This is a genomic window from Palleronia sp. LCG004, assembly GCF_032931615.1.
Taxonomy (GTDB): Bacteria; Pseudomonadota; Alphaproteobacteria; order Rhodobacterales; family Rhodobacteraceae; genus Palleronia.
On record NZ_CP136759.1, the window covers coordinates 1,476,881 to 1,500,042 of the forward strand.

General features: G+C 67.3%; 25 protein-coding genes. 8 read left to right on the forward strand and 17 right to left on the reverse strand.

Annotation, left to right across the window (positions count from 1 at the left end):
- Nucleotides 1-8: 8 nt before the first annotated feature.
- Genes RVY76_RS07090 through uxaC form a run of 5 tightly spaced genes read right to left on the reverse strand, consistent with a single transcriptional unit; the run spans nucleotide 9 to nucleotide 4,600 of the window.
- On the reverse strand, nucleotides 9-320 hold the full coding sequence (locus RVY76_RS07090; RefSeq protein WP_317376681.1) for a cupin domain-containing protein: 312 nt from the start codon (nucleotides 318-320) through the stop codon (nucleotides 9-11).
- A gap of 5 nt (nucleotides 321-325) precedes the next feature.
- Complete coding sequence (locus RVY76_RS07095) at nucleotides 326-1,609, reverse strand: TRAP transporter large permease (protein ID WP_317373181.1); 1,284 nt, start codon at nucleotides 1,607-1,609, stop codon at nucleotides 326-328.
- The gene (locus RVY76_RS07100) at nucleotides 1,609-2,127 is read right to left on the reverse strand and encodes a TRAP transporter small permease (RefSeq protein ID WP_317373182.1); all 519 of its coding nucleotides are present in this window, start codon (nucleotides 2,125-2,127) and stop codon (nucleotides 1,609-1,611) included. The genes RVY76_RS07095 and RVY76_RS07100 overlap by 1 nt, the downstream gene beginning before the upstream one ends.
- 59 nt (nucleotides 2,128-2,186) lie before the next feature.
- Complete coding sequence (locus RVY76_RS07105) at nucleotides 2,187-3,161, reverse strand: TRAP transporter substrate-binding protein (RefSeq protein WP_317376730.1); 975 nt, start codon at nucleotides 3,159-3,161, stop codon at nucleotides 2,187-2,189.
- A gap of 32 nt (nucleotides 3,162-3,193) precedes the next feature.
- On the reverse strand, nucleotides 3,194-4,600 hold the full coding sequence (uxaC, locus tag RVY76_RS07110) for a glucuronate isomerase (RefSeq protein WP_317373183.1): 1,407 nt from the start codon (nucleotides 4,598-4,600) through the stop codon (nucleotides 3,194-3,196).
- Nucleotides 4,601-4,708: 108 nt separating this feature from the next.
- On the opposite strand from uxaC, the gene RVY76_RS07115 reads away from it, so the two are divergent.
- Complete coding sequence (locus tag RVY76_RS07115; RefSeq protein ID WP_317373184.1) at nucleotides 4,709-5,395, forward strand: GntR family transcriptional regulator; 687 nt, start codon at nucleotides 4,709-4,711, stop codon at nucleotides 5,393-5,395.
- On the opposite strand, the gene RVY76_RS07120 is transcribed toward RVY76_RS07115, so the two are convergent.
- Nucleotides 5,392-5,742 carry a DoxX family membrane protein gene (locus RVY76_RS07120; RefSeq protein WP_317373185.1) on the reverse strand — a complete coding sequence of 117 codons (351 nt, stop codon included), beginning with the start codon at nucleotides 5,740-5,742 and terminating at the stop codon, nucleotides 5,392-5,394. The two genes, RVY76_RS07115 and RVY76_RS07120, sit on opposite strands and share 4 nt — an antisense overlap.
- Before the next feature lie 175 nt (nucleotides 5,743-5,917).
- Between RVY76_RS07120 and gap the strand changes: the two genes are divergently transcribed.
- From gap to RVY76_RS07150, 6 genes are all read left to right on the forward strand, one after another.
- Nucleotides 5,918-6,916 carry a type I glyceraldehyde-3-phosphate dehydrogenase gene (gap, locus tag RVY76_RS07125; protein ID WP_317373186.1) on the forward strand — a complete coding sequence of 333 codons (999 nt, stop codon included), beginning with the start codon at nucleotides 5,918-5,920 and terminating at the stop codon, nucleotides 6,914-6,916.
- A gap of 206 nt (nucleotides 6,917-7,122) precedes the next feature.
- Nucleotides 7,123-7,284, forward strand: coding sequence for a hypothetical protein (locus tag RVY76_RS07130; RefSeq protein WP_317373187.1), 162 nt, complete (start codon nucleotides 7,123-7,125; stop codon nucleotides 7,282-7,284).
- 86 nt (nucleotides 7,285-7,370) lie between these two features.
- Complete coding sequence (purB, locus tag RVY76_RS07135; protein ID WP_317373188.1) at nucleotides 7,371-8,675, forward strand: adenylosuccinate lyase; 1,305 nt, start codon at nucleotides 7,371-7,373, stop codon at nucleotides 8,673-8,675.
- A gap of 105 nt (nucleotides 8,676-8,780) precedes the next feature.
- Entirely contained in the window at nucleotides 8,781-9,863 is a 1,083-nt protein-coding gene (locus RVY76_RS07140; RefSeq protein WP_317373189.1) for a flagellar motor switch protein FliG, read from the forward strand.
- A gap of 155 nt (nucleotides 9,864-10,018) precedes the next feature.
- Nucleotides 10,019-10,894, forward strand: coding sequence for a DMT family transporter (locus RVY76_RS07145; protein WP_317373190.1), 876 nt, complete (start codon nucleotides 10,019-10,021; stop codon nucleotides 10,892-10,894).
- A 43-nt stretch (nucleotides 10,895-10,937) separates the two neighbouring features.
- Nucleotides 10,938-11,783: a lysophospholipid acyltransferase family protein gene (locus RVY76_RS07150; protein WP_410796023.1), complete on the forward strand. Its 846-nt coding sequence runs from the start codon at nucleotides 10,938-10,940 to the stop codon at nucleotides 11,781-11,783.
- 3 nt (nucleotides 11,784-11,786) lie between these two features.
- Here the strand turns inward: RVY76_RS07150 and RVY76_RS07155 are convergent, their stop codons facing one another.
- Nucleotides 11,787-12,491: a DUF1223 domain-containing protein gene (locus RVY76_RS07155; protein WP_317373192.1), complete on the reverse strand. Its 705-nt coding sequence runs from the start codon at nucleotides 12,489-12,491 to the stop codon at nucleotides 11,787-11,789.
- 210 nt (nucleotides 12,492-12,701) lie between these two features.
- On the opposite strand from RVY76_RS07155, the gene acnA reads away from it, so the two are divergent.
- Nucleotides 12,702-15,506, forward strand: a complete 2,805-nt coding sequence (gene acnA, locus RVY76_RS07160) for an aconitate hydratase AcnA (protein WP_317373193.1) — start codon at nucleotides 12,702-12,704, stop codon at nucleotides 15,504-15,506.
- A 255-nt stretch (nucleotides 15,507-15,761) separates the two neighbouring features.
- Here the strand turns inward: acnA and RVY76_RS07165 are convergent, their stop codons facing one another.
- The 10 genes from RVY76_RS07165 to secD form a co-directional block, all read right to left on the reverse strand.
- The gene (locus tag RVY76_RS07165) at nucleotides 15,762-16,316 is read right to left on the reverse strand and encodes a VPLPA-CTERM sorting domain-containing protein (RefSeq protein WP_317373194.1); all 555 of its coding nucleotides are present in this window, start codon (nucleotides 16,314-16,316) and stop codon (nucleotides 15,762-15,764) included.
- A 294-nt stretch (nucleotides 16,317-16,610) separates the two neighbouring features.
- Nucleotides 16,611-17,150, reverse strand: a complete 540-nt coding sequence (locus tag RVY76_RS07170) for a DsbE family thiol:disulfide interchange protein (protein WP_317373195.1) — start codon at nucleotides 17,148-17,150, stop codon at nucleotides 16,611-16,613.
- Complete coding sequence (gene ccmD / locus RVY76_RS07175) at nucleotides 17,143-17,295, reverse strand: heme exporter protein CcmD (RefSeq protein ID WP_317373196.1); 153 nt, start codon at nucleotides 17,293-17,295, stop codon at nucleotides 17,143-17,145. The genes RVY76_RS07170 and ccmD overlap by 8 nt, the downstream gene beginning before the upstream one ends.
- A complete protein-coding gene (locus RVY76_RS07180) occupies nucleotides 17,292-18,020 on the reverse strand; it encodes a heme ABC transporter permease (RefSeq protein ID WP_317373197.1) in 729 nt (242 codons plus the stop codon). The genes ccmD and RVY76_RS07180 overlap by 4 nt, the downstream gene beginning before the upstream one ends.
- A 65-nt stretch (nucleotides 18,021-18,085) precedes the next feature.
- A complete protein-coding gene (ccmB, locus tag RVY76_RS07185) occupies nucleotides 18,086-18,742 on the reverse strand; it encodes a heme exporter protein CcmB (protein ID WP_317373198.1) in 657 nt (218 codons plus the stop codon).
- Nucleotides 18,739-19,365, reverse strand: coding sequence for a heme ABC exporter ATP-binding protein CcmA (gene ccmA / locus RVY76_RS07190; protein ID WP_317373199.1), 627 nt, complete (start codon nucleotides 19,363-19,365; stop codon nucleotides 18,739-18,741). The genes ccmB and ccmA overlap by 4 nt, the downstream gene beginning before the upstream one ends.
- Nucleotides 19,362-19,718 (reverse strand): Mth938-like domain-containing protein, encoded by a 357-nt coding sequence (locus RVY76_RS07195; RefSeq protein ID WP_317373200.1) that lies wholly within the window; start codon nucleotides 19,716-19,718, stop codon nucleotides 19,362-19,364. The genes ccmA and RVY76_RS07195 overlap by 4 nt, the downstream gene beginning before the upstream one ends.
- A 25-nt stretch (nucleotides 19,719-19,743) precedes the next feature.
- Complete coding sequence (locus RVY76_RS07200) at nucleotides 19,744-20,463, reverse strand: sulfite exporter TauE/SafE family protein (protein ID WP_317373201.1); 720 nt, start codon at nucleotides 20,461-20,463, stop codon at nucleotides 19,744-19,746.
- Nucleotide 20,464: 1 nt separating this feature from the next.
- Nucleotides 20,465-21,433 (reverse strand): protein translocase subunit SecF, encoded by a 969-nt coding sequence (gene secF, locus RVY76_RS07205; protein ID WP_317373202.1) that lies wholly within the window; start codon nucleotides 21,431-21,433, stop codon nucleotides 20,465-20,467.
- A gap of 1 nt (nucleotide 21,434) precedes the next feature.
- A complete protein-coding gene (gene secD, locus RVY76_RS07210) occupies nucleotides 21,435-23,096 on the reverse strand; it encodes a protein translocase subunit SecD (RefSeq protein ID WP_317373203.1) in 1,662 nt (553 codons plus the stop codon).
- Nucleotides 23,097-23,162 lie beyond the last annotated feature (66 nt).

Below are 23,162 nucleotides of genomic sequence, written 5' to 3' on the forward strand. Positions count from 1 at the left end.
GCGCGGCCTTAGAGAAAGTCGTCGCGGCGCGGCGTGAACGTGTCGATGAGCCGTCCGGCCTCGAGACAGACGACGCCGTGGCGCGTGCCCGACGGCACGACCAGGCTCTCGCCCTCGCCGATCTCGATCGTGTCGTCGCCGAGGGTGAAGCGGAACCGGCCCCCTTCGACATAGACGGCCTGCGTATGCGGATGGTCGTGCGGCTTGCCCTCGGCACCGGCCTCGAAGGTCACGCCCACGACCATGATCTCGGGGTTCTGGCTCAGGACGCGGCGGGTGACGCCGGGATCGGCCTGCACTTCGGGATAGGTATCGGTCATCTGGATCATCCTCTGAAAAGGGCCGGCAGCCAGAGCGACAATGCCGGGATGTAGGTCACGAGAAGGAGCACCGCGATCGACGCCCCGTAGAATGGCCAGATCGTCTTGAGGACCTGACCGATCGGTATGCGCCCCACCGCGCAGCCGACGAAGAGCACGGCCCCCACCGGAGGCGTGCAGAGCCCGATGCCGAGATTCAGCACCAGGATGATGCCGAACTGCACCGGATCGACGCCGAACGCGGTCGCCACGGGCAGGAAGATCGGCGTCGTGATGATGATGAGCGGGCTCATGTCCATGAACGTGCCGAGGATCAGCAGGCTCACGTTGATGAGCAGGAGGATCAGGATCGGATTGTCGCTGACCCCCTCCATGAAGGTGACGATGCCCGCGGGCACGCGCAGGAAGGCCAGAAGCCATCCGAAGCTCGCCGCCATGCCGATGACGAGCAGCACCATCGCCGTCGTCCTGACCGCGCCGAGCGTCGCCTCGACGAATGCCTTCCACGGCAGCGAACGATAGACGAGGAACGTCACGAACATCGCGTAGACTACTGCGATGCAAGACGATTCCGATGCAGTGAAGATGCCCGAGCGCACCCCGCCGAACATGATCCCGACCAGGATCAGCCCCGGAATGGCCGAGACGAGCAGCGCGCCCAGCACGCGCCCGCCCGGGAACGGATCCGTCGGATAGCCGCGGCGGCGCGCGACGAACCATGCCGCGACAATCAGCGCGAGCGCGAGCAGCAGCCCCGGCACGATCCCGGCGGTGAAGAGATCCGCGATCGAGAGCCGCCCCCCGCTCGCGATGGAATAGATGATGAGGTTATGCGACGGCGGCAGCATCAGCGCGATGATCGACGAGGTGACTGTCACGTTCACCGCGTAATCCGTGTCGTAGCCACGCTTTTCCATCTGCGGAACCATGAGCCCGCCGATCGCCGCGGCATCGGCCGCGGCCGAGCCCGAGATCCCGCCGAAAAGGACCGATGCCAGGATGTTGACCTGCCCGAGCCCGCCCCGCAGATGCCCCACGAGACCCCCGGCAAGCGCCACGAGCCTGCGCGCGATATCGCCGCGGACCATCAGCTCGCCCGCATAGATGAAGAACGGGATCGCCATCAGCGCATAGACCGAGACGCCGGAATTGAGGCGCTGGAACACCACGACGGGCGGCAGTCCGAGATAGAGGATCGTCGCGAAGCTGCTCGCGCCGAGGCAGAACGCCACCGGCGTCCCGATGAGCAGGAGCGTCGTGAACGTCCCGAAGAGGATCCAGAGTTCCATTATTCCTCCGTGACCTCGTCGACCACGTCGCCGAACCGGGCGGTGGGCAATCCGGCGAGCCTGCGCGCGATGCGTTCGACCGAGAAGAGCACGACGAGCACGCCGCCGATGACGATGGGCGCGAAGTCGAACGCGCCCGAGATCCCGAGGCTCGGGATGGAATTTCCGGCGGTGCGCGCGGCAAGCTGCCAGCCGAACCAGATCATGCCGACCCCGAAGGCCAGCACCACCGCGTCGGAAATATGAAAGAGCACGTCCTTCACCCCGTCCGACAGAAGGTAGAGCACCACCTCGAACGACAGGTGATAGCCCTCCCTGATGCCGACGGCGGCCCCGAGGAAAATGAACCAGCCCATCGTCATGACCGATGCGGGCTCGGACCAGACGAGGCTGTTGTTGAGGACGTAGCGCCAGAAGACCTGCGCCGCGATCATCGCGGTCATGAGAACGAGGCCGATCCCTGCCCCCCAGAGCGCGATCCGCGACACGAGCCCCGTGAAATTTGCGAACTTTTCCAAGATCTGTCCTGCCGGAAAGGATCCGGAGGCGGTCGGGCCGCCTCCGGCGGTCTATGGCGTCACTCGGTCGCCTGGATCCGCTCGACGAGGGATTTCAGCGTGTCCGAGGTCACGTATTTCTCGTAGACCGGGCCCATCGCGTCGATGAAGGGCTGCTTGTCGATCTCGGTGATGACCTCGACACCCGCATCGCGGACCTGCTGTTCGGAGGTCGCCTCGCGCTCGGCCCAGGCTTCGCGCATGATCGGCACGCTGTCCTTCGCGGCCTGGCGGACGAGCTCCTGATCCTCGGGGCTCAGCGCGTCGAAGCTCGTCTTCGACATGACGAGGATTTCGGGCACGATCAGGTGCTGGTCGAGCGTGAAATACGGCGCGACCTCGTAATGGCCCGACGATTCGAAGGACGGCCAGTTGTTCTCGGCTCCGTCGATGACGCCCGTCTGGATGCCGGAATAGACCTCGCCGTAGGGCATCGGCGTCGCGTTCGCGCCAAGCGCCCCCACCATGTCGACGAAGATGTCCGACTGCATGACGCGGAACTTCATGCCCGCGAGGTCGTCGATCGAGCGGATGGGCTTTTCGCTGTTGTAGAAACTGCGCGAGCCGCCGTCGTAATAGGCGAGCCCCACGAGGTCGTGCGGCTCGAACGCGGCGAGAATCTCGTCGCCGATCGGGCCGTCCATCACCTTGTGCATGTGCTCGACCGAGCGGAAGATGTAGGGCAGCGAGACGACCTGCGTCTCCTCCACGATGTTGTTGAAGGGGCCCATCGACACGCGGTTGAGGTCGATCACGCCGAACTGTGTCTGCTCGATCGTGTCCTTCTCCTCGCCCAGCTGGGCGGAGTGGAACACCTCGACGCAGATGCGCCCGTCGCTGCGCTCCTCCAGCATCCGGCCCATCTCCTCGACGGCGATGACGGTCGGATAGCCGTCGGGATGCGTGTCGGACGAGCGCAGCGTGACCTCGCACGCCATCGCGGAGCCCGCGAAGGCCGCCGAGGCCAGAAGGCCCGCGGTCAGTGTGGTTTTCAGTTTCATCGTCTTCTCCTCCCCAGGATGGCTCGTCAGAGCCGGTAAGCCTCTTTTGCGAGGCGGTATGTCAGGTCGTGGGCGACTTCGTGGGCCGCGTCCTCCGCCAGCCGTCCGGTCGCCACGAGCCCCGCGAGATAGGCGCAGTCGCAGCGCCGCGAGACGTCGTGCCGCGCCGGGATCGAGCAGAAGGCACGGGTGTCGTCGTTGAACCCGGCGGTGTTGTAGAAGCCCGCCGTCTCGGTCGTGGCCTCGCGGAACCGGCGGATGCCCTCGGGGCTGTCGAAGAACCACCATGGCGGCCCCAGGCGCAGCGCCGGATAGGCCCCGGCCAGCGGCGCGAGCTCGCGACCGTATGTCGTCTCGTCGAGGGTGAAGGGAATGATCGTCAGGTCCCGCTCGGTCCCGACGGCCCCGAGAAGCGGCTTCAGCCCGTTCACCCAGTCGGTGCGCGACGGGATGTCGAAGCCCTTGTCGCGGCCATGCGCCTCGAAGACCGTCGCCGAATGGTTGCGATGCGATCCGGCATGGATCTGCAGCGTCAACCCGTCCTCGAGGCTCATCCGCGCCATCTCGGTCAGCATGTGGCCGCGGAAGGCATCGGCCTCCTCCGGGCTGCACTTGCCGTCGAGCGCCTTCAGGAACAGCGCCTTCGCCGTCTCGCGGTCGAGATCCTCCGTCCGGGCGGTCGGGTGGCCGTGATCGCTGGCCGTCGCGCCATGCTCCTTGAAGAAGGCGCGACGCGCGCGATGCGCCTCGAGATAGCCGCCCCAGCTCGTCGTCGGGATGCGGGTGAGCTCGCCCAGCTTCTCGACATTCTCGGCGAAGCCCTCGTAATCGGGATCGACCACGGCGTCGGGGCGATAGGTCGTGATGACCTGGCCCTTCCAGCCGCTCTGGCGGATCATCTTGTGCCATTTCAGATCGTCGAGCGCGCCCTCGGTCGTGGCCAGCGCCTCGATGTTGAACCGCTCGAACAGCGCGCGCGGCAGGAACGAATCCTCGGCCAGCTTCGCGTCGATATGGTCGTAATACTCGTCCGCCGTATCGCGGTTGAGCGGCATGTCGATGCCGAAGACATGCTCGAACGAATGGTTCAGCCACATCTCCGACGGCGTCCCGCGGAAGAGGTGGAAGTTCTCGGCGAAGATGCGCCAGACCTTGCGCGGATCGATCTCGCTCCGGCTGCCATCGGCGCGCGGAACGCCCAGCTCGGTCAGCGTCACGCCCTGGCTCACCAGCATCCGGAAGACATAATGGTCGGGCACGACGAAAAGCTCGGCCGGATTGGGAAACCGCTTGTTCTCGGCGAACCAGCGCGGATCGCAATGGCCGTGCGGGCTGATGATCGGCAGATCCGCCACCCCCTCGTAGAGCCTGCGTGCGAGGTCGCGCTCGCCGGGGTCGGAGGGAAAGAGACGGTCGGGATGTGTCAGCGGCATGGATTCCAGTTCCTCGGGTCGACAGAACTGATATGCCAGTCTGCCAGTTGTGTCAAAGCCGGTTTCGCGGCACTCTGGCGCGGAACCGCGACCGTGCCGAGGACAGAAATGGACGACCTGACCCTCGCCCCGTTCGATGACGAACCCGCGATCACGGCGACCGAGCGGGTCTTCCAGACGCTCTACCGCGCGATCGTCACGATCCGCCTGCCCCCCGGCACGAAGGTGAGCGAGGCCGAGATCGCGCGCCGGCTGAACGTGTCTCGCCAGCCCGTGCGCGACGCGTTCTTCCGCCTGTCCATGCTGGGTTATCTGTCGATCAGGCCGCAGCGCGCGACCCTCATCACCGCGATCTCGGACGAGGATGTGCGCCGGGCGAGCTTCATCCGCTCCGCGCTCGAAAGCGCGTGCATCCGCGCGGCGGCGGCCGCCCTCACCGATCGCGACATCGCGGCCCTGCGCGAGATCCTCGCGCGTCAGGGCCGCGCGGTCGAGGCCGACGACCGAGACCGGTTCCACCGCCTCGACGACGCGTTTCACGGCGAGATCTGCCGCATCGGCGGCCACGCCTATGTCTGGCCGCTCATCGACGAGCAGAAGGGCCACATGGACCGCGTGCGGATCCTTTCGCTGCTGCAGACCACCCGCATCGCCTTCGACGAGCATCTCGAGATCGTCGAGGCGCTGGCCGCGCGCGACGCCGACGCGGCCGTGCAGGCGGTGACCCGCCACATCATGCGCATCGCCCGCGTCCTGCCCGAGATCCGCGCGGCGCATCCGCGCTTCTTCGACTAGCCGCGCCTCCACGCGTCGCCCGCGACGAAGAGAAGCCCGCCGGCGATCGCCCAGTTCTTGACGAAGATCGACATCTGCCAGCCATCCTCCGGCACGAAATGGAAGATGCTCGTCACCATGCAATAGACCGCGAGGCCCAGCGCCACGGGGCCGAGCCGCCATCCCGCGACGAGCGCGACCGCCCCCGCGGCATTGAGCACGAGCGCGGGCCAGACCGCGACGACCGGAAGGCCGCGATCGGCAAGCAGCCCCTCGACGATGCCGGGCGCGGCAGCCTTCTGCCACGCCCCCGCGAGGAAGAGCGCCGCGATCAGGACCCGCCCGACCAGTTTGAGACCCTTTTCCATCGCGCATTCCTTTCCTGTCGGGGTGCAACCGCAGGTCCGCCGCGTGCGTTCCACGGGCCGATGATTGCGCGAACGCTTGCCCGGCTTCGGTTGACGCGGGCGGCGGAATGGCATTCAACCCTTGCAGACAAGGACCGGGGCCGATCCCCGGGCCGCAGATGACGGGAGACATGAGATGAGCGTCAAGGTTGGTATCAACGGCTTCGGCCGCATCGGGCGCAACGTGCTGCGCGCCATCGTGGAATCGGGCCGCACCGATATCGAGGTCACGCATATCAACGATCTCGGCCCGGTCGAGACGAACGCGCACCTTCTGCGCTACGACAGCGTGCATGGCCGGTTCCCGGCCGAGGTGAGCTCGGGCGAGGACTGGATCGATGTCGGCACCGGCCGCATCAAGGTGACGTCGGAGAAGGACCCGAAGGCCCTGCCCTGGAGCGGCGTGGACGTCGCGCTGGAATGCACGGGCATCTTCACCAGCCGCGAGAAGGCGGCGATGCATCTCGAGAACGGATCGAACCGCGTGCTCGTGTCGGCCCCCTGCTCCGAGGCGCACAAGACGATCGTCTACGGCGTCAACCACGACAGCCTGACCGCCGACGACAAGGTGATCTCGAACGCGTCCTGCACGACGAACTGCCTGTCGCCGGTGGCCAAGGTCCTCAACGACGCGATCGGCATCAAGCGCGGCTTCATGACCACGATCCACTCCTACACGGGCGACCAGCCGACGCTCGACACAATGCACAAGGATCTCTACCGCGCACGTGCCGCCGGCCTGAACATGATCCCGACCTCGACGGGTGCCGCCAAGGCCGTGGGTCTCGTCCTGCCCGAACTCGACGGCAAGCTCGACGGCGTCGCGATCCGCGTGCCGACGCCCAATGTCTCGGTCGTGGACCTCACCTTCGAGGCCGAGCGCGACACCACGGTCGAGGAGATCAACGAGGCGATCGCCAAGGCCGCCGATGGATCGCTCAAGGGGATCCTGGGCTACACGAAGGACAAGCTCGTCAGCTCCGACTTCAACCACGACCCGCATTCGTCGATCTTCCACATGGACCAGACCAAGGTCATGGAAGGCACGATGTGCCGCATCCTGACGTGGTACGACAACGAGTGGGGGTTCTCGAACCGCATGGCCGACACCGCGGTCGCGATGGGCAAGCTCTGAGCCCCACGCACCACACGGCAAGATCCACGCCCGTCGCGACATCGCGGCGGGCGTTCTTAATTCCGGCTTCATGACTTTCGGGTTCTGCAGATGCTGCATGGCAGCATTTCGAATCGGGCGCTTGTCCGGATGCTGCGCGTGACCACCTCTCGGAGTGAACCGACCGAGACCTCCAGCATCCGACGAACGCCGAGAAAGGTGCCATCATGAGCCTTCTGCGAACCCTGACCCAGGCCGCCCGCCGCCGCGCCGCCTACAACCAGACCCGCGCCGAGCTGCGCCGGCTGCCGATCGACACCGCGCTCGACCTCGACATCTATCGCGGCGACGCCGACCGGATCGCGCATCGCGCCGTCTACGGCGACTGATCCGCCGGGGCCGGACCGCGCCGCTTGTCGCGGGGCCGCACGGCGCTTATGACGCGGGGGCAATCCGGCAACGAAAAGGCGCGCCCATGATCCCCCGCTATTCCCGCCCCGAAATGGTCCAGATCTGGGAGCCCGCGACGAAGTTCCGGATCTGGTACGAGATCGAGGCCCATGCCTGCCAGGCCATGGCCGATCTCGGGACCATCCCGCGCGAGAATGCCGATGCCGTCTGGAAGGCGAAGGATGTCGAGTTCGACGTCGCCCGCATCGACGAGATCGAGGCCGTCACCCGCCACGACGTCATCGCCTTCCTCACCCATCTTGCCGAACATGTGGGGGCCGACGAGGCCCGCTTCGTCCATCAGGGCATGACGAGCTCCGACGTGCTCGACACCTGTTTCAACGTGCAGCTCGTGCGCGCCGCCGACATCCTCATCGCCGATATCGAAGAGCTGCTCGCGGCGCTCAGGCGTCGTGCGATGGAGCACAAGTTCACCGTCCGGATCGGCCGGTCGCACGGCATCCATGCCGAACCCACGACGATGGGCCTGACCTTCGCCCGCTTCTACGCCGAGATGGACCGCAATCTCGCCCGGATGCGCACCGCGCGGCAGGAGATCGCGACGGGCGCCATCAGCGGCGCGGTCGGCACCTTCGCCAATATCGACCCGCGGGTCGAGGAGCATGTCTGCGCCGAGCTCGGCCTCACCCCCGAGCCGATCTCGACCCAGGTCATCCCGCGCGACCGGCACGCGGCCTTCTTCGCCACGCTGGGCGTCGTGGCAAGCTCGGTCGAGAACGTCGCGACCGAGATCCGCCACATGCAGCGCACCGAGGTGCTCGAGGCCGAGGAATTCTTCAATCCCGGCCAGAAGGGCTCGAGCGCGATGCCCCACAAGCGCAACCCCGTCCTGACCGAAAACCTGACCGGCCTGGCCCGTCTTGTCCGGATGGCCGTGGTGCCCGCGATGGAGAACGTGACCCTCTGGCACGAGCGCGACATCTCCCACAGCTCGGTCGAGCGCAATATCGGCCCCGACACGACCGTCACGCTCGACTTCGCGCTGGCGCGTCTCGCGGGCGTGATCGACAAGCTCGTGATCTACCCCGACCACATGCTGCAGAACATGCACAAGTTCCGCGGCCTCGTGATGAGCCAGCGCGTCCTGCTGGCCCTGACGCAGGCGGGCGTCAGCCGCGAGGATGCCTACAAGCTCGTGCAGCGCAACGCGATGCGCGTCTGGGAGGAAGGCAAGGACTTCAAGACCGAGCTTCTGGCCGACGACGACGTGCGCGCGGCCCTGAGCGAGGCCGAGATCGAGGAGAAGTTCGACCTCGATTACCACACCAAGCATGTCGACACGATCTTCTCCCGCGTCTTCGGAGAGTGATCTTTTCGCGTGAAGCGGCCCCGATCGGGGCCGCGCTAGGAAACGGTTAACGCCGCTCGCGTATCCCTCCGTTCGAGCAGAGACCCGAACGGAGAGACGAGAGACATGGCCAACCAAGTCGCCATTCGAGAGGAGGCCCGCACGGGCGTCGTCGCGATGCCGCGCAAGCTGCCGGGCGTTCCGGGCGTCGAGACGCTGACCCGCCGCCAGAAAGCCGCGATCGTTGTGCGCCTCCTTCTGGCCGAGGGGGCGACGCTGCCGCTCAAGGACCTGCCCGAGACGCTTCAGGCCGAACTCACCACCCAGATGACGCAGATGCGCTTCGTTGATCGCGCGACCCTGCGCGAGGTCGTCGAGGAATTCGCGACGCAGCTCGACTCCATCGGGCTGAGCTTTCCGGGCGGCCTCGAGGGCGCGCTGGCGCTGCTCGAGGGCGCGATCAGCCCCGGCCTCGCCGCGCGGATGCGCCGCCAGTCGGGCGCGATCTGGGCCGACGATCCGTGGGAGACGATCTCGAATTTCGAGATCGACGCCCTCATCCCGCTGATCGAGCGCGAATCCCCCGAGGTCGGTGCCGTGATCCTGTCAAAGCTGCAGGTCGGCAAGGCCGCCGAGATCCTGGGCCGGTTGCCGGGCGCGCAGGCCCGCCGCCTGACCCTCGCCGTGTCCGAGACCGCCGACGTCGCCCCCGAGATGGTCCGCAAGATCGGCGTCTCGCTCGCGGCCGAGCTGAAGGCCGAGCCGCCCCGGGCCTTTCCCGCCGCGGCGGTCGAGCGTCTGGGCGCGATCCTCAACGTCTCGACCTCGGTCACGCGCGAGGACGTGCTCTCGGGCCTCGACGAGGAGGATGCGGAACTGGGCCAGCGCGTGCGCCGCGCGATCTTCACCTTCGTCGACATCCCCGAACGCATCGCGGCCCGCGACGTGCCGGCGGTGATGAAGTCCGTCGATCAGGACCGGATCGTCACGGCCATCGCAGGGGCGGACGCGGCGAGCCAGCCGGCCGTCGACCACCTTCTCGCCAACATGTCGCAACGCCTGGCCGACACGCTGCGCACCGATGCGGCCGAGCGTCCGACACCCACCCCGAAGGAGACCGAGATGGCGCAGCTCGCCGTCGTCACCGCGATCCGCGAGGCCGTCGATCGCGGCGAGGTCAAGATGATCGCCCCCGAGAGCGAGGACTGACGCCCGGCACCCCCCGATCGCGGGCGGTGGACAACCCCACCGCCCTCGGTCACATCTGGCCCATGCCGCATCCCGCCCCGCCATCGCCCTCGCCGACGCGCCCCACCCCTCCCGGCGCGGCGAGGAGAAGCGATGCGGCCACGGGCATCCTGCTGATGCTGGGCGCGGTCTTCCTCTTCGGCGTCATGGATGCGACGGCCAAGACCATCGCCACCCGCAGCGACACCTACATGGCGCTCTGGTCGCGCTATGCGGGCCAGACCCTCGTCGTCGCCATGATCGTCCTGCCGAAGGGGCGCGCGGTGCTGCGGACCTCCTATCCCGGGCTGCAGCTCCTGCGGTCGATCTTCCTTCTGGCGGCCACGTCGTTCTTCTTCTTCGGCATCGCGCGGATCGGACTGGCCGAGGCGACCGCGATTCTCGATCTCAACCCCGTCCTCATCACGCTCGGGGCCGCGATCTTCCTGGGCGAGAAGTTCGGCATCCGCCGCGCGGCGGCGGTCGCGGTCTCGCTCGTCGGCGCGCTGATCATCATCCGCCCCGGAAGCTCGGTCTTCTCTCCGGCGGCGCTGCTGCCGCTCGGGGCGGCGATCTGCTATTCGGGCTATGCGCTCACCACGCGGTTCGTCGGCCGGGACGAGGACGTCTGGACCTCGCTGCTCTACACCGCTCTCCTCGGGGCGATCCTGCTGACCGTCGCGCTGCCCTTCAACTGGACCGCGCCCGACGGGCCGACGATCCTGATGATGGCGCTGATCGGCCTTCCCGCCGCGGTGGGGCAACTTCTGATGATCCGCGCCCTGCAGGTCGCCGAGGCCAGCGCGATCGCGCCCTTCGGCTATGCCGGCCTCCTCTTCGCGAGCCTCTGGGGATGGATCCTCTTCGCCGAGATCCCCGACCGCTGGACCATCCTTGGCATGGTTGTGATCGCCGTGGCCGGGCTCTATGTCTGGTGGCGCGAAATGCGCTCGGGCCATGTCGCGGCGGACGAGATCAAGATGGAGGCCCGTGAGCGTGGCGGCCGACCCTGAGGCGAGACCCTTCGACAAGGCGCAGGATCTTGCCATCCGCGCGATGCTGCGGCTCGCTCTGGCGCTGCCCTATGCCGCGCGGGTCCGCACGATGGGCTGGCTCTGCGCACGCGTGGTCGCCCCCCTTGCCGGATGGCGCAAGCGGATCCGCGCGAACCTCGCCCTCGCCCGGCCCGATCTCGACACGGCCGAGGTCGAGCGCCTCGTGCGGCGGGTCCCCGACAATGTGGGCCGCACCCTGATCGAGATCTATTCGGGGGCCGAGTTCAAGGACCACGTCCGCGGCACGCCGCTCTCGGGTCCGGGGCTCGAACCGCTGCAGGCCGCCCGCGCGGCGGGCCGGCCGGTCGTCCTCGTGACCGCGCATCTGGGCAATTTCGACGCCCTGCGCGCCACGCTCATCACCGAAGGCTACGATCTGGGCGCGCTCTACCGCCCGATGCGGAACAAGGCCTTCAACACCCATTACGTCGGTGCCCTCGCCTCGATCGGCGAGCCGCTCTTCCCGTCGAACCGCAAGGGCGTGACCGGCTTCGTCCGGCATCTCGCGGATGGCGGCATCATCGGCATTCTCACGGACGTCTATTCCTCCAAGGGCGCGGACGTCACCTTCTTCGGGCAATCCGCACCGACGGCAATCTCGGCCTGCGACTGGGCCGTCAAGTACGACGCGCTCGTCGTGCCCTGCTACGGCATCCGCCGCCCCGGCGGCCTCGATTTCGACATAAGACTGGAAGAGCCGATCCCGCTCGGCGACCCGGTCGAGATGACGCAGGCGATCAACGACAATCTCGAAACGCTGGTCCGCGCGCATATGGATCAGTGGTTCTGGATCCACCGCCGCTGGAAACCCTGGCGCAAGCGCAAGGGCGCGCCCCGCCCGGCCTGAGGGTCACTCCACCCGCGCGGTCGCGACGATCTCCCCGTGATCGGGGCGTTGCAGGATGATCGCCGTCTCGCCCTCGCCCTCGCCCAGCGCGACCTCGATGTCGAGGCTCTCCTCGCCGCTCCAGCTTCCCAGCACGCGCCATTCCGACACGATGTTGGCATAGGCGAAGGTATGCCCGGCATTCTCGCCGCGATCGATCTCGACCACGCGTTCGGGGACATAGCGGACGAGCTGCACGACGACCGGCCCCTCGACGTTGTCCGACGGCTCGGCCCGGACCCGGAGATCGCCGTCGCTCCGCACCACGTCGAGCGGGATGAGATCGGGACGCGCCCTGTGCTTCTGGACGAGCTCCATCACCTGGATGGGCTTGTAGCCCACCACGTGATCGACGCCCTCGATCACCATCTGGGGGGTATAGATCGACCGTTGCCCCGCCGCGCGGGCATATCCCTTCTGACGCCGGGTATAGGCCGGATCGGCGAATTCGTCCGCCCAGCCGATGTAATCCCAGTAATCGACATGAAGCGCGAGCGGCAGAACGTCGTCATGCTCGGCGAAACGCCGTACCAGCTCGTCGGCGGGCGGACAGGCCGAACATCCCTGCGAGGTGAAGAGCTCGATCACCACCGGCTGATCGCCCGCTTGCGCCACCGCGGCAGGCAGACAGAGCGACAGCAGCAGGGATGATAGGGTCGGGAATCGCATGACCGCTCCGTCTCGTTTCACGTCTCGTAGCTAGCCGCCGGAACCCGGACCCGCCAATCAAGGTTTTGAGACCGAGGGACGCCGGGCACTTTCTGCATACAGCCGCATACAGCGTTTCGTTGACAGCCGATCATGCCGGGCCTATTCCCCGATCGCAAGGCCGCGAGGCCATCACCCGCCCGCCGAAACAGCAATTCCAAGGAGATCCCAATGCCCATCGAGGTTGGACAGGACACCAGCAAGACCCGCAAGACGCTCGACGTCTCGGGCAGCCAATATGCCTATTATTCCATCTCGGCCGCATCCGATGCGGGCCTCGGGGATTTCTCGAACCTCCCCGTCTCGCTCAAGGTGCTGCTCGAGAACCTTCTGCGCTTCGAGGACGGCAACACCGTCACGACCGACGACATCAAGGCCTTCGCCGACTGGGCGTCGAACGGCGGCAAGACCAACCGCGAGATCGCCTACCGCCCCGCCCGCGTGCTGATGCAGGACTTCACCGGCGTTCCCGCCGTGGTCGACCTCGCCGCGATGCGCGACGGCATCGTCGGGCTCGGCGGTGACGCGCAGAAGATCAACCCGCTCAACCCCGTCGATCTCGTGATCGACCACTCGGTCATGATCGACGAGTTCGGCAACCCGCGCGCGTTCCAGATGAACGTCGACCGCGAATACGAGCGCAACATCGAACGCTACCAGTTCCTGAAATGGGGTCAGAAGGCGTTCCAGAACTTCCGCGTCGTGCCGCCCGGCACCGGCATCTGCCACCAGGTGAACCTCGAATACCTCGCCAAGACGGTCTGGTCGGACAAGGACCAGAACGGCGAGATGGTCGCCTATCCCGACACGCTCGTCGGAACCGACAGCCACACCACGATGGTCAACGGCGCGGCCGTGCTCGGCTGGGGCGTGGGCGGGATCGAGGCCGAGGCCGCGATGCTCGGTCAGCCGGTCTCGATGCTCATCCCCGAAGTCGTGGGCTTCAAGCTGACGGGCGCCATGCCCGAGGGCACGACCGCGACCGACCTCGTCCTCAAGGTCTGCGAGATGCTGCGCCAGAAGGGCGTCGTGCAGAAATTCGTGGAATTCTACGGTGACGGCCTCGACAACGTGCCGCTGGCCGACCGCGCCACGATCGGCAACATGTCGCCCGAATTCGGCGGCACCTGCGCCTTCTTCCCGATCGACGACGAGACGCTGCGCTATCTGCGCCAGACCGGCCGCGAAGAGGACAACATCGCCCTGGTCGAGGCCTATGCCAAGGAACAGGGTCTCTGGCGCCAGGCCGGGGCCGAGCCGGTCTTCACCGACACGCTCGAGCTCGACATGTCGACGATCAAGCCGGCGATCTCGGGTCCCAAGCACCCCCAGCAGCATATCGATCTCGACCACGCCGCGACCGAGTTCCACGCCTACATCTCCGAGCAGCGCAAGAGCTCCAAGCCCGAGGACGACAACAAGGAGAAGCGCTGGGAAGCCGAGGGCGGCCAGCCCGCCCCCAGGGAGATCCCGGGCGACAAGGGCGACCACAAGCGCGCGCATGTCACCATGAAGGACATCGACGGCGAGGAGAAATCATTCGAGCTGCATGACGGATCGATCGTCATCGCCTCGATCACCTCCTGCACCAACACGTCGAACCCCTACGTGATGATCGGCGCGGGCCTCATCGCGCGCAAGGCGCGCGAACTCGGCCTCGACCGCAAGCCGTGGGTCAAGACCTCGCTGGCACCGGGTTCCCAGGTCGTGTCGTCCTATCTTGAGGCCACCAATCTGCAGGAAGACCTCGACGCGATCGGCTTTAACCTCGTGGGCTACGGCTGCACGACCTGCATCGGCAATTCGGGCCCCATCCCCGAAGAGCTCAGCAAGGCGATCTCCGACAACGACCTGATCGGCGTGTCGGTCCTGTCGGGCAACCGCAACTTCGAGGGCCGGATCAGCCCGGACGTGCGCGCGAACTACCTCGCCTCCCCGCCGCTCGTCGTGGCCTATGCTCTCGTGGGCGACATGAACGTCGACATCACGACCGAGCCGCTGGGCCAGGACAAGGACGGCAACGACGTCTTCCTCAAGGATCTCTGGCCCTCGCAGCAGGAGATCGCCGAGCTCGTCGAGGCGACCGTCACGCGTGAGCGCTTCCAGGAGAAGTATGCCGACGTCTTCGAAGGCGACGACAAGTGGAAGGGCGTCGAGACCCCCGACAGCGAGACCTACGACTGGCCCGCGGGATCGACCTACGTTCAGAACCCGCCCTACTTCCAGAACATGGCAACCGAACCGGGCAAGATCTCGAACGTCGAGAACGCGCGCATGCTCGCCATGCTGGGCGACATGGTCACGACCGACCACATCAGCCCCGCCGGCTCCTTCAAGGAGACCTCTCCCGCCGGTGAATACCTGACCGAGCGTCAGGTGCAGCCGCGCGAGTTCAACTCCTACGGGTCGCGTCGAGGCAATCACGAGGTGATGATGCGCGGCACCTTCGCCAACATCCGCATCCGCAACGAGATGCTCGACGGCGTCGAGGGTGGCTATACCAAGGGCCCCGATGGCGAGCAGATGCCGATCTACGATGCCGCGATGAAGTACCAGGAGGACGGCATCCCCCTCGTCATCATCGCGGGCGAGCAGTACGGCGCGGGTTCCTCGCGCGACTGGGCCGCGAAGGGCACGGCGCTTCTGGGGGTCAAGGCCGTCATCGCCGAAAGCTACGAGCGTATCCACCGCTCGAACCTCGTCGGCATGGGCGTCCTGCCGTTCGAGTTCACCGGCGGCGACACGCGCGAAAGCCTGAAGCTCACGGGCGACGAGACCTTCTCGATCCACGGGCTCGAGGACGACTTCCCGCCCTCGGCCGAGGTGCCCTGCACCATCACCTATCCCGGTGGCGAGACGAAGGAGATCACGCTCAAGTCGCGCATCGATACCGCGATCGAGATCGACTACGTCAAGAACGGCGGTGTCCTGCACTACGTGCTGCGCCGCCTCGCCAACACGGCCAGCGCCGCCTGATCCGGCACCGTCCGGCAGGGTGCCCGCCACCCTGCCGGTCCGGTCCCTCGCCGGGCCGAAGGCCGCAAGGTCAGACCGAGCAAAAGAAAAAGGCCCGCCAGTTCAGGCGGGCCTTTTTTGTCTTTGACGTTCTGCTGTCACGCGCTCGCGAATCATCCGTTCGGAGGATGCGAGCGCCGGGAGCGTCACGATCTCGGGATCGCCAGACCACCGTGCCCGAGGCCGCCTCGCGACGACCTCACAGACGCGCCTGGGTCAGCCCCGCTTGCGACGGCGCAGCGCGCCCAGGGCACCCAGACCGCCCAGCAGCAGGAAACCGGCGGCAGGCACCGGAACGGCCGCGACCTCGAAGCTCAGATTGTCGACGCGACCGGTTCCGTTCGCGGCATTCTGGAACGTGAACGACGTGATGTTGTCGAAGTCGTTCGTCGTGGCCTGCGACATCGTGTTGCCGTTGTAGATCTCGGTCAACGTCTGGGTCAGACCGCCACCCGAAATACGGATGTCACCGCGGTTGCCGGGCGCGTTGAACAGGAAACCCGTGACGTCGAACGCCGCGCCGTCGCCGAACATCACCGTGATGATCTCGTCGTTGTTGAACTGCAGGCACTTCGAATTGGGCGTGCCGGTGGGGCAGTTGCTGGCGAGCGAAACACCGCCGCGGCTGCTGCTCGTGAAGGTGAAGCCCTTCTCGGAATAGGAGCCACCCGACAGCACGCCGCTGTCGAAGTCGATATCGACGGTGGCAGCGGCTGCCATGCCGGCGGAAAATGCGAGTGCGGCAAAGGAGCCGAGAATTGCCTTCTTCATTACGAAGCCGTCCTTTCAAATGGAACGATTTTCAGTATCGCCACGTCATGACGGCTTATGAACATTCGGTAAACAGCAGATCCGGAAACAATCGACACTCGTTGTTCCTGTGTTATTATTCAGCAATATGAACAACTTGCGGAGACCCGCACCGTACCTCGATCGGCACGGCCAAACGTGAATTCCGGTCAGGTTGACACATTCGAAAACCACTCGCCTAAGGGTTGCGAATCATTTCGCGCATAGCGCGACAAGGCCCGCCGGATCACGCCAGAAAGGCGACCGTTCCGGCCGCTATTTCCCGGTCGCCTCGGCGATGGCGGGCCGGATCTGCGCCTCCAGCACCCGTTCGGTGATCGGACCCGCAAAGCGCAGCAGGACCCGGCCGTCGCCGTCGATCACGAATGTCTCGGGCACGCCGTAGACACCCCAGTCGCGGGCGATCCGCCCGTCCGCATCGGCCCCGACCCGCGCATAGGGATCGCCCAGATCCTGCAGGAACGCCGCCGCCTTGTCAGACGTGTCCTTGTAGTTCACGCCGTAGATCGCGACGCCCTCGCCGGCCAGCAGCTCCAGGTTCGGATGCTCCACCCGGCAGGGCGCGCACCAGCTCGCCCAAAAATTCACGAGCTTCACGCCCTCACCCTCAAGCGCGCCGCGATCGAACCCCTCGAAGCCTGCAAAGGGCGTGGCCTCGATCGCGGGCGCGTCGCGCCCCTCGAAGGTCGAGGGCAGCGCGTCGGGATCCTCGCGCTGCATGCCCGCGAAGAACAGGCCGGCAAGTGCGGCAAACACCCCCGCGGGCAGCAGGGCCAGGATCGGAAGTCTAGCCATGCCTGCGCTCCTCCGCGGCCTTCAGCGCGCGCTTGACGCGTGCCCCGCGCCAGATCGTCAGCCCGACGATGGCGAGGATCAGGATCGCCGTCGCGACATAGGCGGCGGCGACCTCGGTCGCGTAGCGTCCAAGATCGGGCATCATGCCATCCTCTCGCGCAGCCTCAGCGCATGCAGCCTGCGCGCGCGGATCTCGGTCCGCGCCCGCGCCAGCACCAGCGCCAGGAACAGCAGGACGAACCCCGCCATGGAGACCAGAAGCGGATGATAGAACACGTCCGCCACGTTCTTCTGCTTGTCGAGGCTCAGCGACGCGCCCTGATGCAGCCCCTGGTTCCAGAAGTTGACCGCATAGCGCGACAGCACCGCAAAGACCGATCCGACGAGGCAGAGGACCGAGGTCAGGTCCGCGGCCGTGTCCGGATCCTCGATCGCGGCCCAGAGCGCCATGTAGCCGAGGTAGAAGAGGAAGAGGATCAGGAACGATGTCAGCCGCGGGTCCCAGGCCCACCACGTGCCCCACATCGGCTGGCCCCAGACCGCGCCCGTGAAAAGCGCGATCAGCGTCATCGTCACGCCCACCGGGGCCGCCGCGCGCGCGACGAGCGCGCTCACGTGGTGGCGGCGGATCAGCCAGACGAGCGAGGCGACCAGCATCATCAACCAGCCGTTGATCGCCATCAGGGCCGAGGGCACGTGCAGGTAGATGATCTTGACCGTCGATCCCTGCCGGTAATCGTCTGGCGTGAAGAAGAACCCCCAGACGAGCCCCACGATCAGGCAGATCGCCGACAGCACCGACAGCACCGGCAGCGCGCGGGCGCTCAGCGACATGAACCGCGCGGGATTGGCGAGGGACCAGAATGACATGGACATCCTCTATCCCCGCGCGCGGGCCGCCTCAAGCGGGCTGGCGGCTTCGTGACGTCGCATCCTCATCTGAGGTTCACCCGCAGCGCGGCGGCCGATGCGAAAGGCAGGAACGCGACGCAACCGAGACTCAGCGCTGCCAGAAGCATGAGCGGCGTGCCGGGGGCCAGCCCCTCCGCCCCGCGCCGCGCGGCATCCGCCCCGAAGATCAGCGTCGGAACATAGAGCGGCAGCACCAGCAGCGACAGCAGCAGCCCGCCCCGCCTGAGCCCCACGGTCAGCGCCGCGCCGAACGTCCCGATGAGGCTGAGCGCGGGCGTGCCCGCCAGAAGCGACAGGCAAAGCCAGAGATGCCCCGGCCACGGCATGCCCAGCAGCACGGCCAGCCCCGGCGCGGCAAAACTCAGCGGCAGGCCCGTGGTCAGCCAGTGCGCCCCCGCCTTGGCGAGCGCCACCCCCTCCAGCGGGACGGGCGCGGTCGCCAGAAGGTCGAGCGCCCCGTCCTCCCGGTCGAGGGCGAAGATCCGGTCGAGCGACAGCAGGCAGGCGAGCAGCGCCCCGATCCACAGGATCCCCGGCGCGATGCCCGCGAGCCGTGCCGTCTCCGGTCCGAGGCCGAACGGGACGAGCATCGTGAGGATCAGGAAGAACGCGAGCCCCAGTCCGAAGCCCCCGCCCGCCCGCACGGCGAGCCGCAGGTCGCGCGCCAGGATGCGGATCATTCGACCGCCCCGTCCGCAAAGACGTCCCCGCGCGGGGCTTCCGCCCTCGCCCGGAATGCCGCTAGATCCAGCGTCGGGGCCTCGATCCCGAGATCCACGTGGCTCGCCAGCACCGCGATGCCGCCCTGCCCCAGATGCCGCGCCAGCGCCTCGCCGAACCGCGCCACGCTCGCCCGGTCGAGCGAGACCGTCGGCTCGTCGAGCAGCCAGATCGGCCGGCCCGAGAGGCCCATCCGGGCAAGCCCCAGACGCCGCCGCTGACCGGCCGACAGGTGCTGCGCCGCGCGGTCGCGCAAGGCACCGAGGTCGAAATCCGCGATCACGCCGTCGATCCCCCCGGCCCCGTAGAGCTCGGCCCAGAAGGACAGGTTCTCGGCCACGCTCAGCGTCGCCTTCATGCCGTCGGAATGGGCGCCGTAGGCCACCTGCTGCGGCCCCGGCGCGATCTCGCCTGCGAGGGGCGGTTGCAGCCCCGCAAGCGTCCTCAGAAGGCTCGTCTTGCCGATGCCGTTATGGCCCGCGAGGATCAGCGCATGGCCCGGCGCGACCTCGAAGGACAGCCCAGAGAGAAGCGGCATGCCCCCCCGCGCCACGGCGAGGTCGCGAACGCGAAACCCGCTCACCCGACGGGCAGGAGCGCGGCACCGATGCGCCGGCCTTCGCTGAGAAGCACGTTGTAGGTGCGGCAGGCGGCGGGCGAGGCCATGACCTCGACCCCGAGCCCCGCCTCTTCGAGCGCATCGCGGAAGGCGGCGGGCGCATGGGCGATCTCGGCCCCCGTGCCCACGAAGATCACGTCGATCCGGTCGCGCGCGTTCAGCAGCGTCTCGAGATCCTCCCAGCCGCCCCATTGCCTGACCTCGCCCGGCAGCACGGCGAGCGCACCTTCATGCGCCACCCCGCCGATCCGGAAAAAGCCGGGGCCGTAGCCGTCGATCGGGCGGTCGCCCTCGAAGGGCATCTCGTTGAGTTCCATGGGCGCCTCTCTTTCCGTCCCGAAGCTAATCCCAGAGCGGCAGTCCCGCCACCCCCGCAGCCCCGATTATGACGAAGGCCGCCGCGCGATAGAGCCCGGTGCGCGCCGGCGTGAAGAGCCTCTGCCCGATCCAGGCCGAGATCGCGTAGACGGGGATGAGCGCGAGGCCCGTCAGTATCGTCTCGCGCCCGATGCTCCCCGACCAGAAGAGCAGCGGCGCGAGCGCCATGCTCGACAGCGTGAGGACGGTGATCGTGTTGGCCCGGCTGCGCTCCGCCCCGTCGGGCCCGGCGAGTTGGAAGAGGACGAGCGGCGGCCCGTTCAGGCCCGTCGCCCCGCCGAAGAGCCCGACCAGGCCCCCCACCGATCCCCACGTCCCCCGACCGGGGGCCCATTCGACCCGAAGCCCCGCCAGAAGCGCCGCGAGCGTGCCCAGCACGACGAGGGACATGATCCACCGGATCGCCACCGGATCGACCACCGACAGAAGCGCCACCCCGAGCGGCAGCCCCAGGAACGACGTCCCGAGCATCCAGAGGCAGGCCCGCCGGTCGGCGCGCCGGATCGCGCCCGGCAGCACCGTCGGCACCGATCCGACCGCCGCCACCGCCAGAAGGCCGATCGCTGCGGCCGGCCCCACGATCTGCGCGAAGAGCGGCACCGCGATCAGCGCCGCGCCGAACCCCGCGAAGCCGTAGACGCCCGCCGCGAGGACGGTGATCGCGGCCAGCGCCAGGAATTCCATCTCAGCTGTCTATGTTGGCGAACTGGTTGCCTTCGGTCTTGTCGGGCTTCGACCAGTCGCGCTTGACCCCGAGGAAGAGGACGACGTTCTTCGCCACGAAGACCGACGAATAGGTCCCGACCACGATGCCCCAGGTGATCGCGAAGACAAAGCCGCGGATCACGTCACCGCCCAGCACCAGGAGCGCCACGAGCGCGATGAGCGTGGTGCCCGAGGTCATGATCGTCCGGCTCAGCGTCTCGTTCACGCTGATGTTCATCACTTCCCTCAGCGGGCGCTGCTTCCACTTGATGAGGTTCTCGCGCAGGCGGTCGAAGATCACGACCGTGTCGTTGATCGAATAGCCGATGATCGTCAGGATCGCGGCGATCGTCGCCAGGTCGAACCGGATCTGCAAAAGCGAGAATATCCCGATCGTCAGGATCACGTCGTGAAAGAGCGCGACCACGGCCCCGACCGAGAACTGCCATTCGAATCGCAGCCAGATATAGACGAGGATCGCGCCCAGCGACGCCGCCACGGCAAGGATCGCCGTCTGGATCAGCTCGCCCGACACTTTCGGGCCGACCGATTCGACCGAGGGGAAGGTGATCGACGGATCGACCTCCTGCAGCGCGGCCTCGACGGCGGCGATGGTCTCGGGCGTCACGCTCTCGGCACCGTCCTGCGCCGAGATCCGCACCATGGCGACGTTGCGATCCTCTCCGAAGCTCGTGTCGAAGACCTCGCTGATCGTGACGTCGCCGAGGCCGAGCGGCTCCATCGCGGCACGGTAGGCACCGACGTCGACGGCCTGTTCCGACTGGGTGCGGATCGTGGTCCCGCCCTGGAAGTCGATCCCGAAATTGAGGCCCATGAACGCCCAGACGACGAGCGACAGCACCATGGCCACGCAGGACGCCCCGAAGGTCGCGCCCGCGTATTTGAAGAAATCGTAGTTGGTATCGTCGGCAACGAATCGCAGAAGCATCTCAGACCTCGATCGTTTTGGGGCGACGGCGCTCGAACCAGATCACGACCATCAGGCGCGTGACGAAGATCGCGGTGAAGACCGATGTCAGGATCCCGAGCCCCAGCGTCACGGCAAAGCCGCGGACCGGCCCCGAGCCCAGCATGAAGAGGATCGTCGCGATGATGAACGTGGTGATGTTCGCGTCGACGATGGCCGACAGGGCCTTTTCGTAGCCGAGCTGGATCGCCCGGCTCGGCCCGCGCGCGGTGCGGGCCTCCTCGCGGATCCGCTCGAAGACCAGCACGTTGGCATCGACCGCCATGCCGATCGTCAGCACGATCCCGGCGATGCCCGGCAGGGTCAGCGTCGCGCCGATCAGGCTCAGCAGCCCGAAGAGCAGGCCCACATTGCACAGCAGCGCCAGGTTCGCGAAGATCCCGAAGGTCCCGTAGCTCGCCCACATGAGCGCGAGGACGAGGACGAAGGCCACGAGACAGGCGATCTGCCCCGCCTCGATGCTGTCCTGCCCCAGCTCGGGGCCGATCGTGCGTTCCTCGAGGAAGACGAGCTCGGCCGGAAGCGCGCCCGCGCGCAGCAGGACGGCCAGCTCGGTCGATCCCTCGACCGTGAAATTGCCGGTGATGATGCCCGATCCGCCCGGAATGTGGCTCTGGATCACCGGTGCGCTGATGATCTCCTCGTCGAGCACGATGGCGAAGGGCGACCCGATATTCTCGGCCGTGTAATCGCCGAAGGCGCGCGCGCCCGTCGGGTTGAACCGGAAGGTCACGGCGGGCCGGCCGTTCTGGTCGAACGAGGGCTGCGCGTCGACCAGCTGCTCGCCCGTCACCACCGGCGAGCGTTCGAGCGTGTAGAAGGTCTCCGGATCCTCGAGCAGCGGCAGCACGACCTCCTGCGGGCCGGACCGGCCCTCGGGATCGCCCGACCGGCTGACGACCGGATTGAAGGTCAGCTGCGCGGTGGTGCCGATCAGCGATTTCAGCTCCTCGGCCGATCCGATGCCGGGCACCTGGATCAGGATGCGGTCCTCGCCCTGGCGCTGGATCGTGGGCTCGCGCGTGCCGACCTCGTCGACGCGGCGGCGGATGATCTCGAGGCTCTGGCGGATGGTGCGGTCGTCGGTCGCCGCGCGCTCAGCCTCGCTGAGCCTCACGGTCAGCTCGTCGCCGTCGCCCGACACGTCGAGATCCTGCGCGCCCACGCCCGTCAGCGTCGTGACCGGGTTGGCGAGGCTCCGCGCGATCTCCAGCGCGCGGGGCATGCCCGCGGGATCGGAGATCCTCACGGTGATGGCATCGCCACCCCCGTCGACCCGGCGGATCGTCCCCACCTCGCCGCGCGCGTCGCGCAGCGCATCGCGGAGCGCGGGCCAGAGCCCGTCCATGCGGCCCGCATAGACGTCCTCGACCTGCACCTCGGCCAGCAAGTGCGCGCCGCCCCTGAGGTCGAGCCCCAGATTCACCAGCCCCGAGGGGAGGAAGGACGGCCAGGCATCCGCCGCCGCCTGACGCTCGGGCGTGCTGCCCAGCGTCTCGATCTCGGCGCGGGCATCGTTCGCCTGCTCGACCCGCGTGTAGAACACGTTGGGCAGCGCGAGCAAAAGCCCGAGGGCCACGACGGACCAGATGAAGATCCGTCTCCAAAGGGGGATATGCAGCATCGTGACGCCTCCGGGCGCGCGAATGGGGTGTCCCGCCGCGCCGCTCGAGGCGCGCCGGGGCCTCGA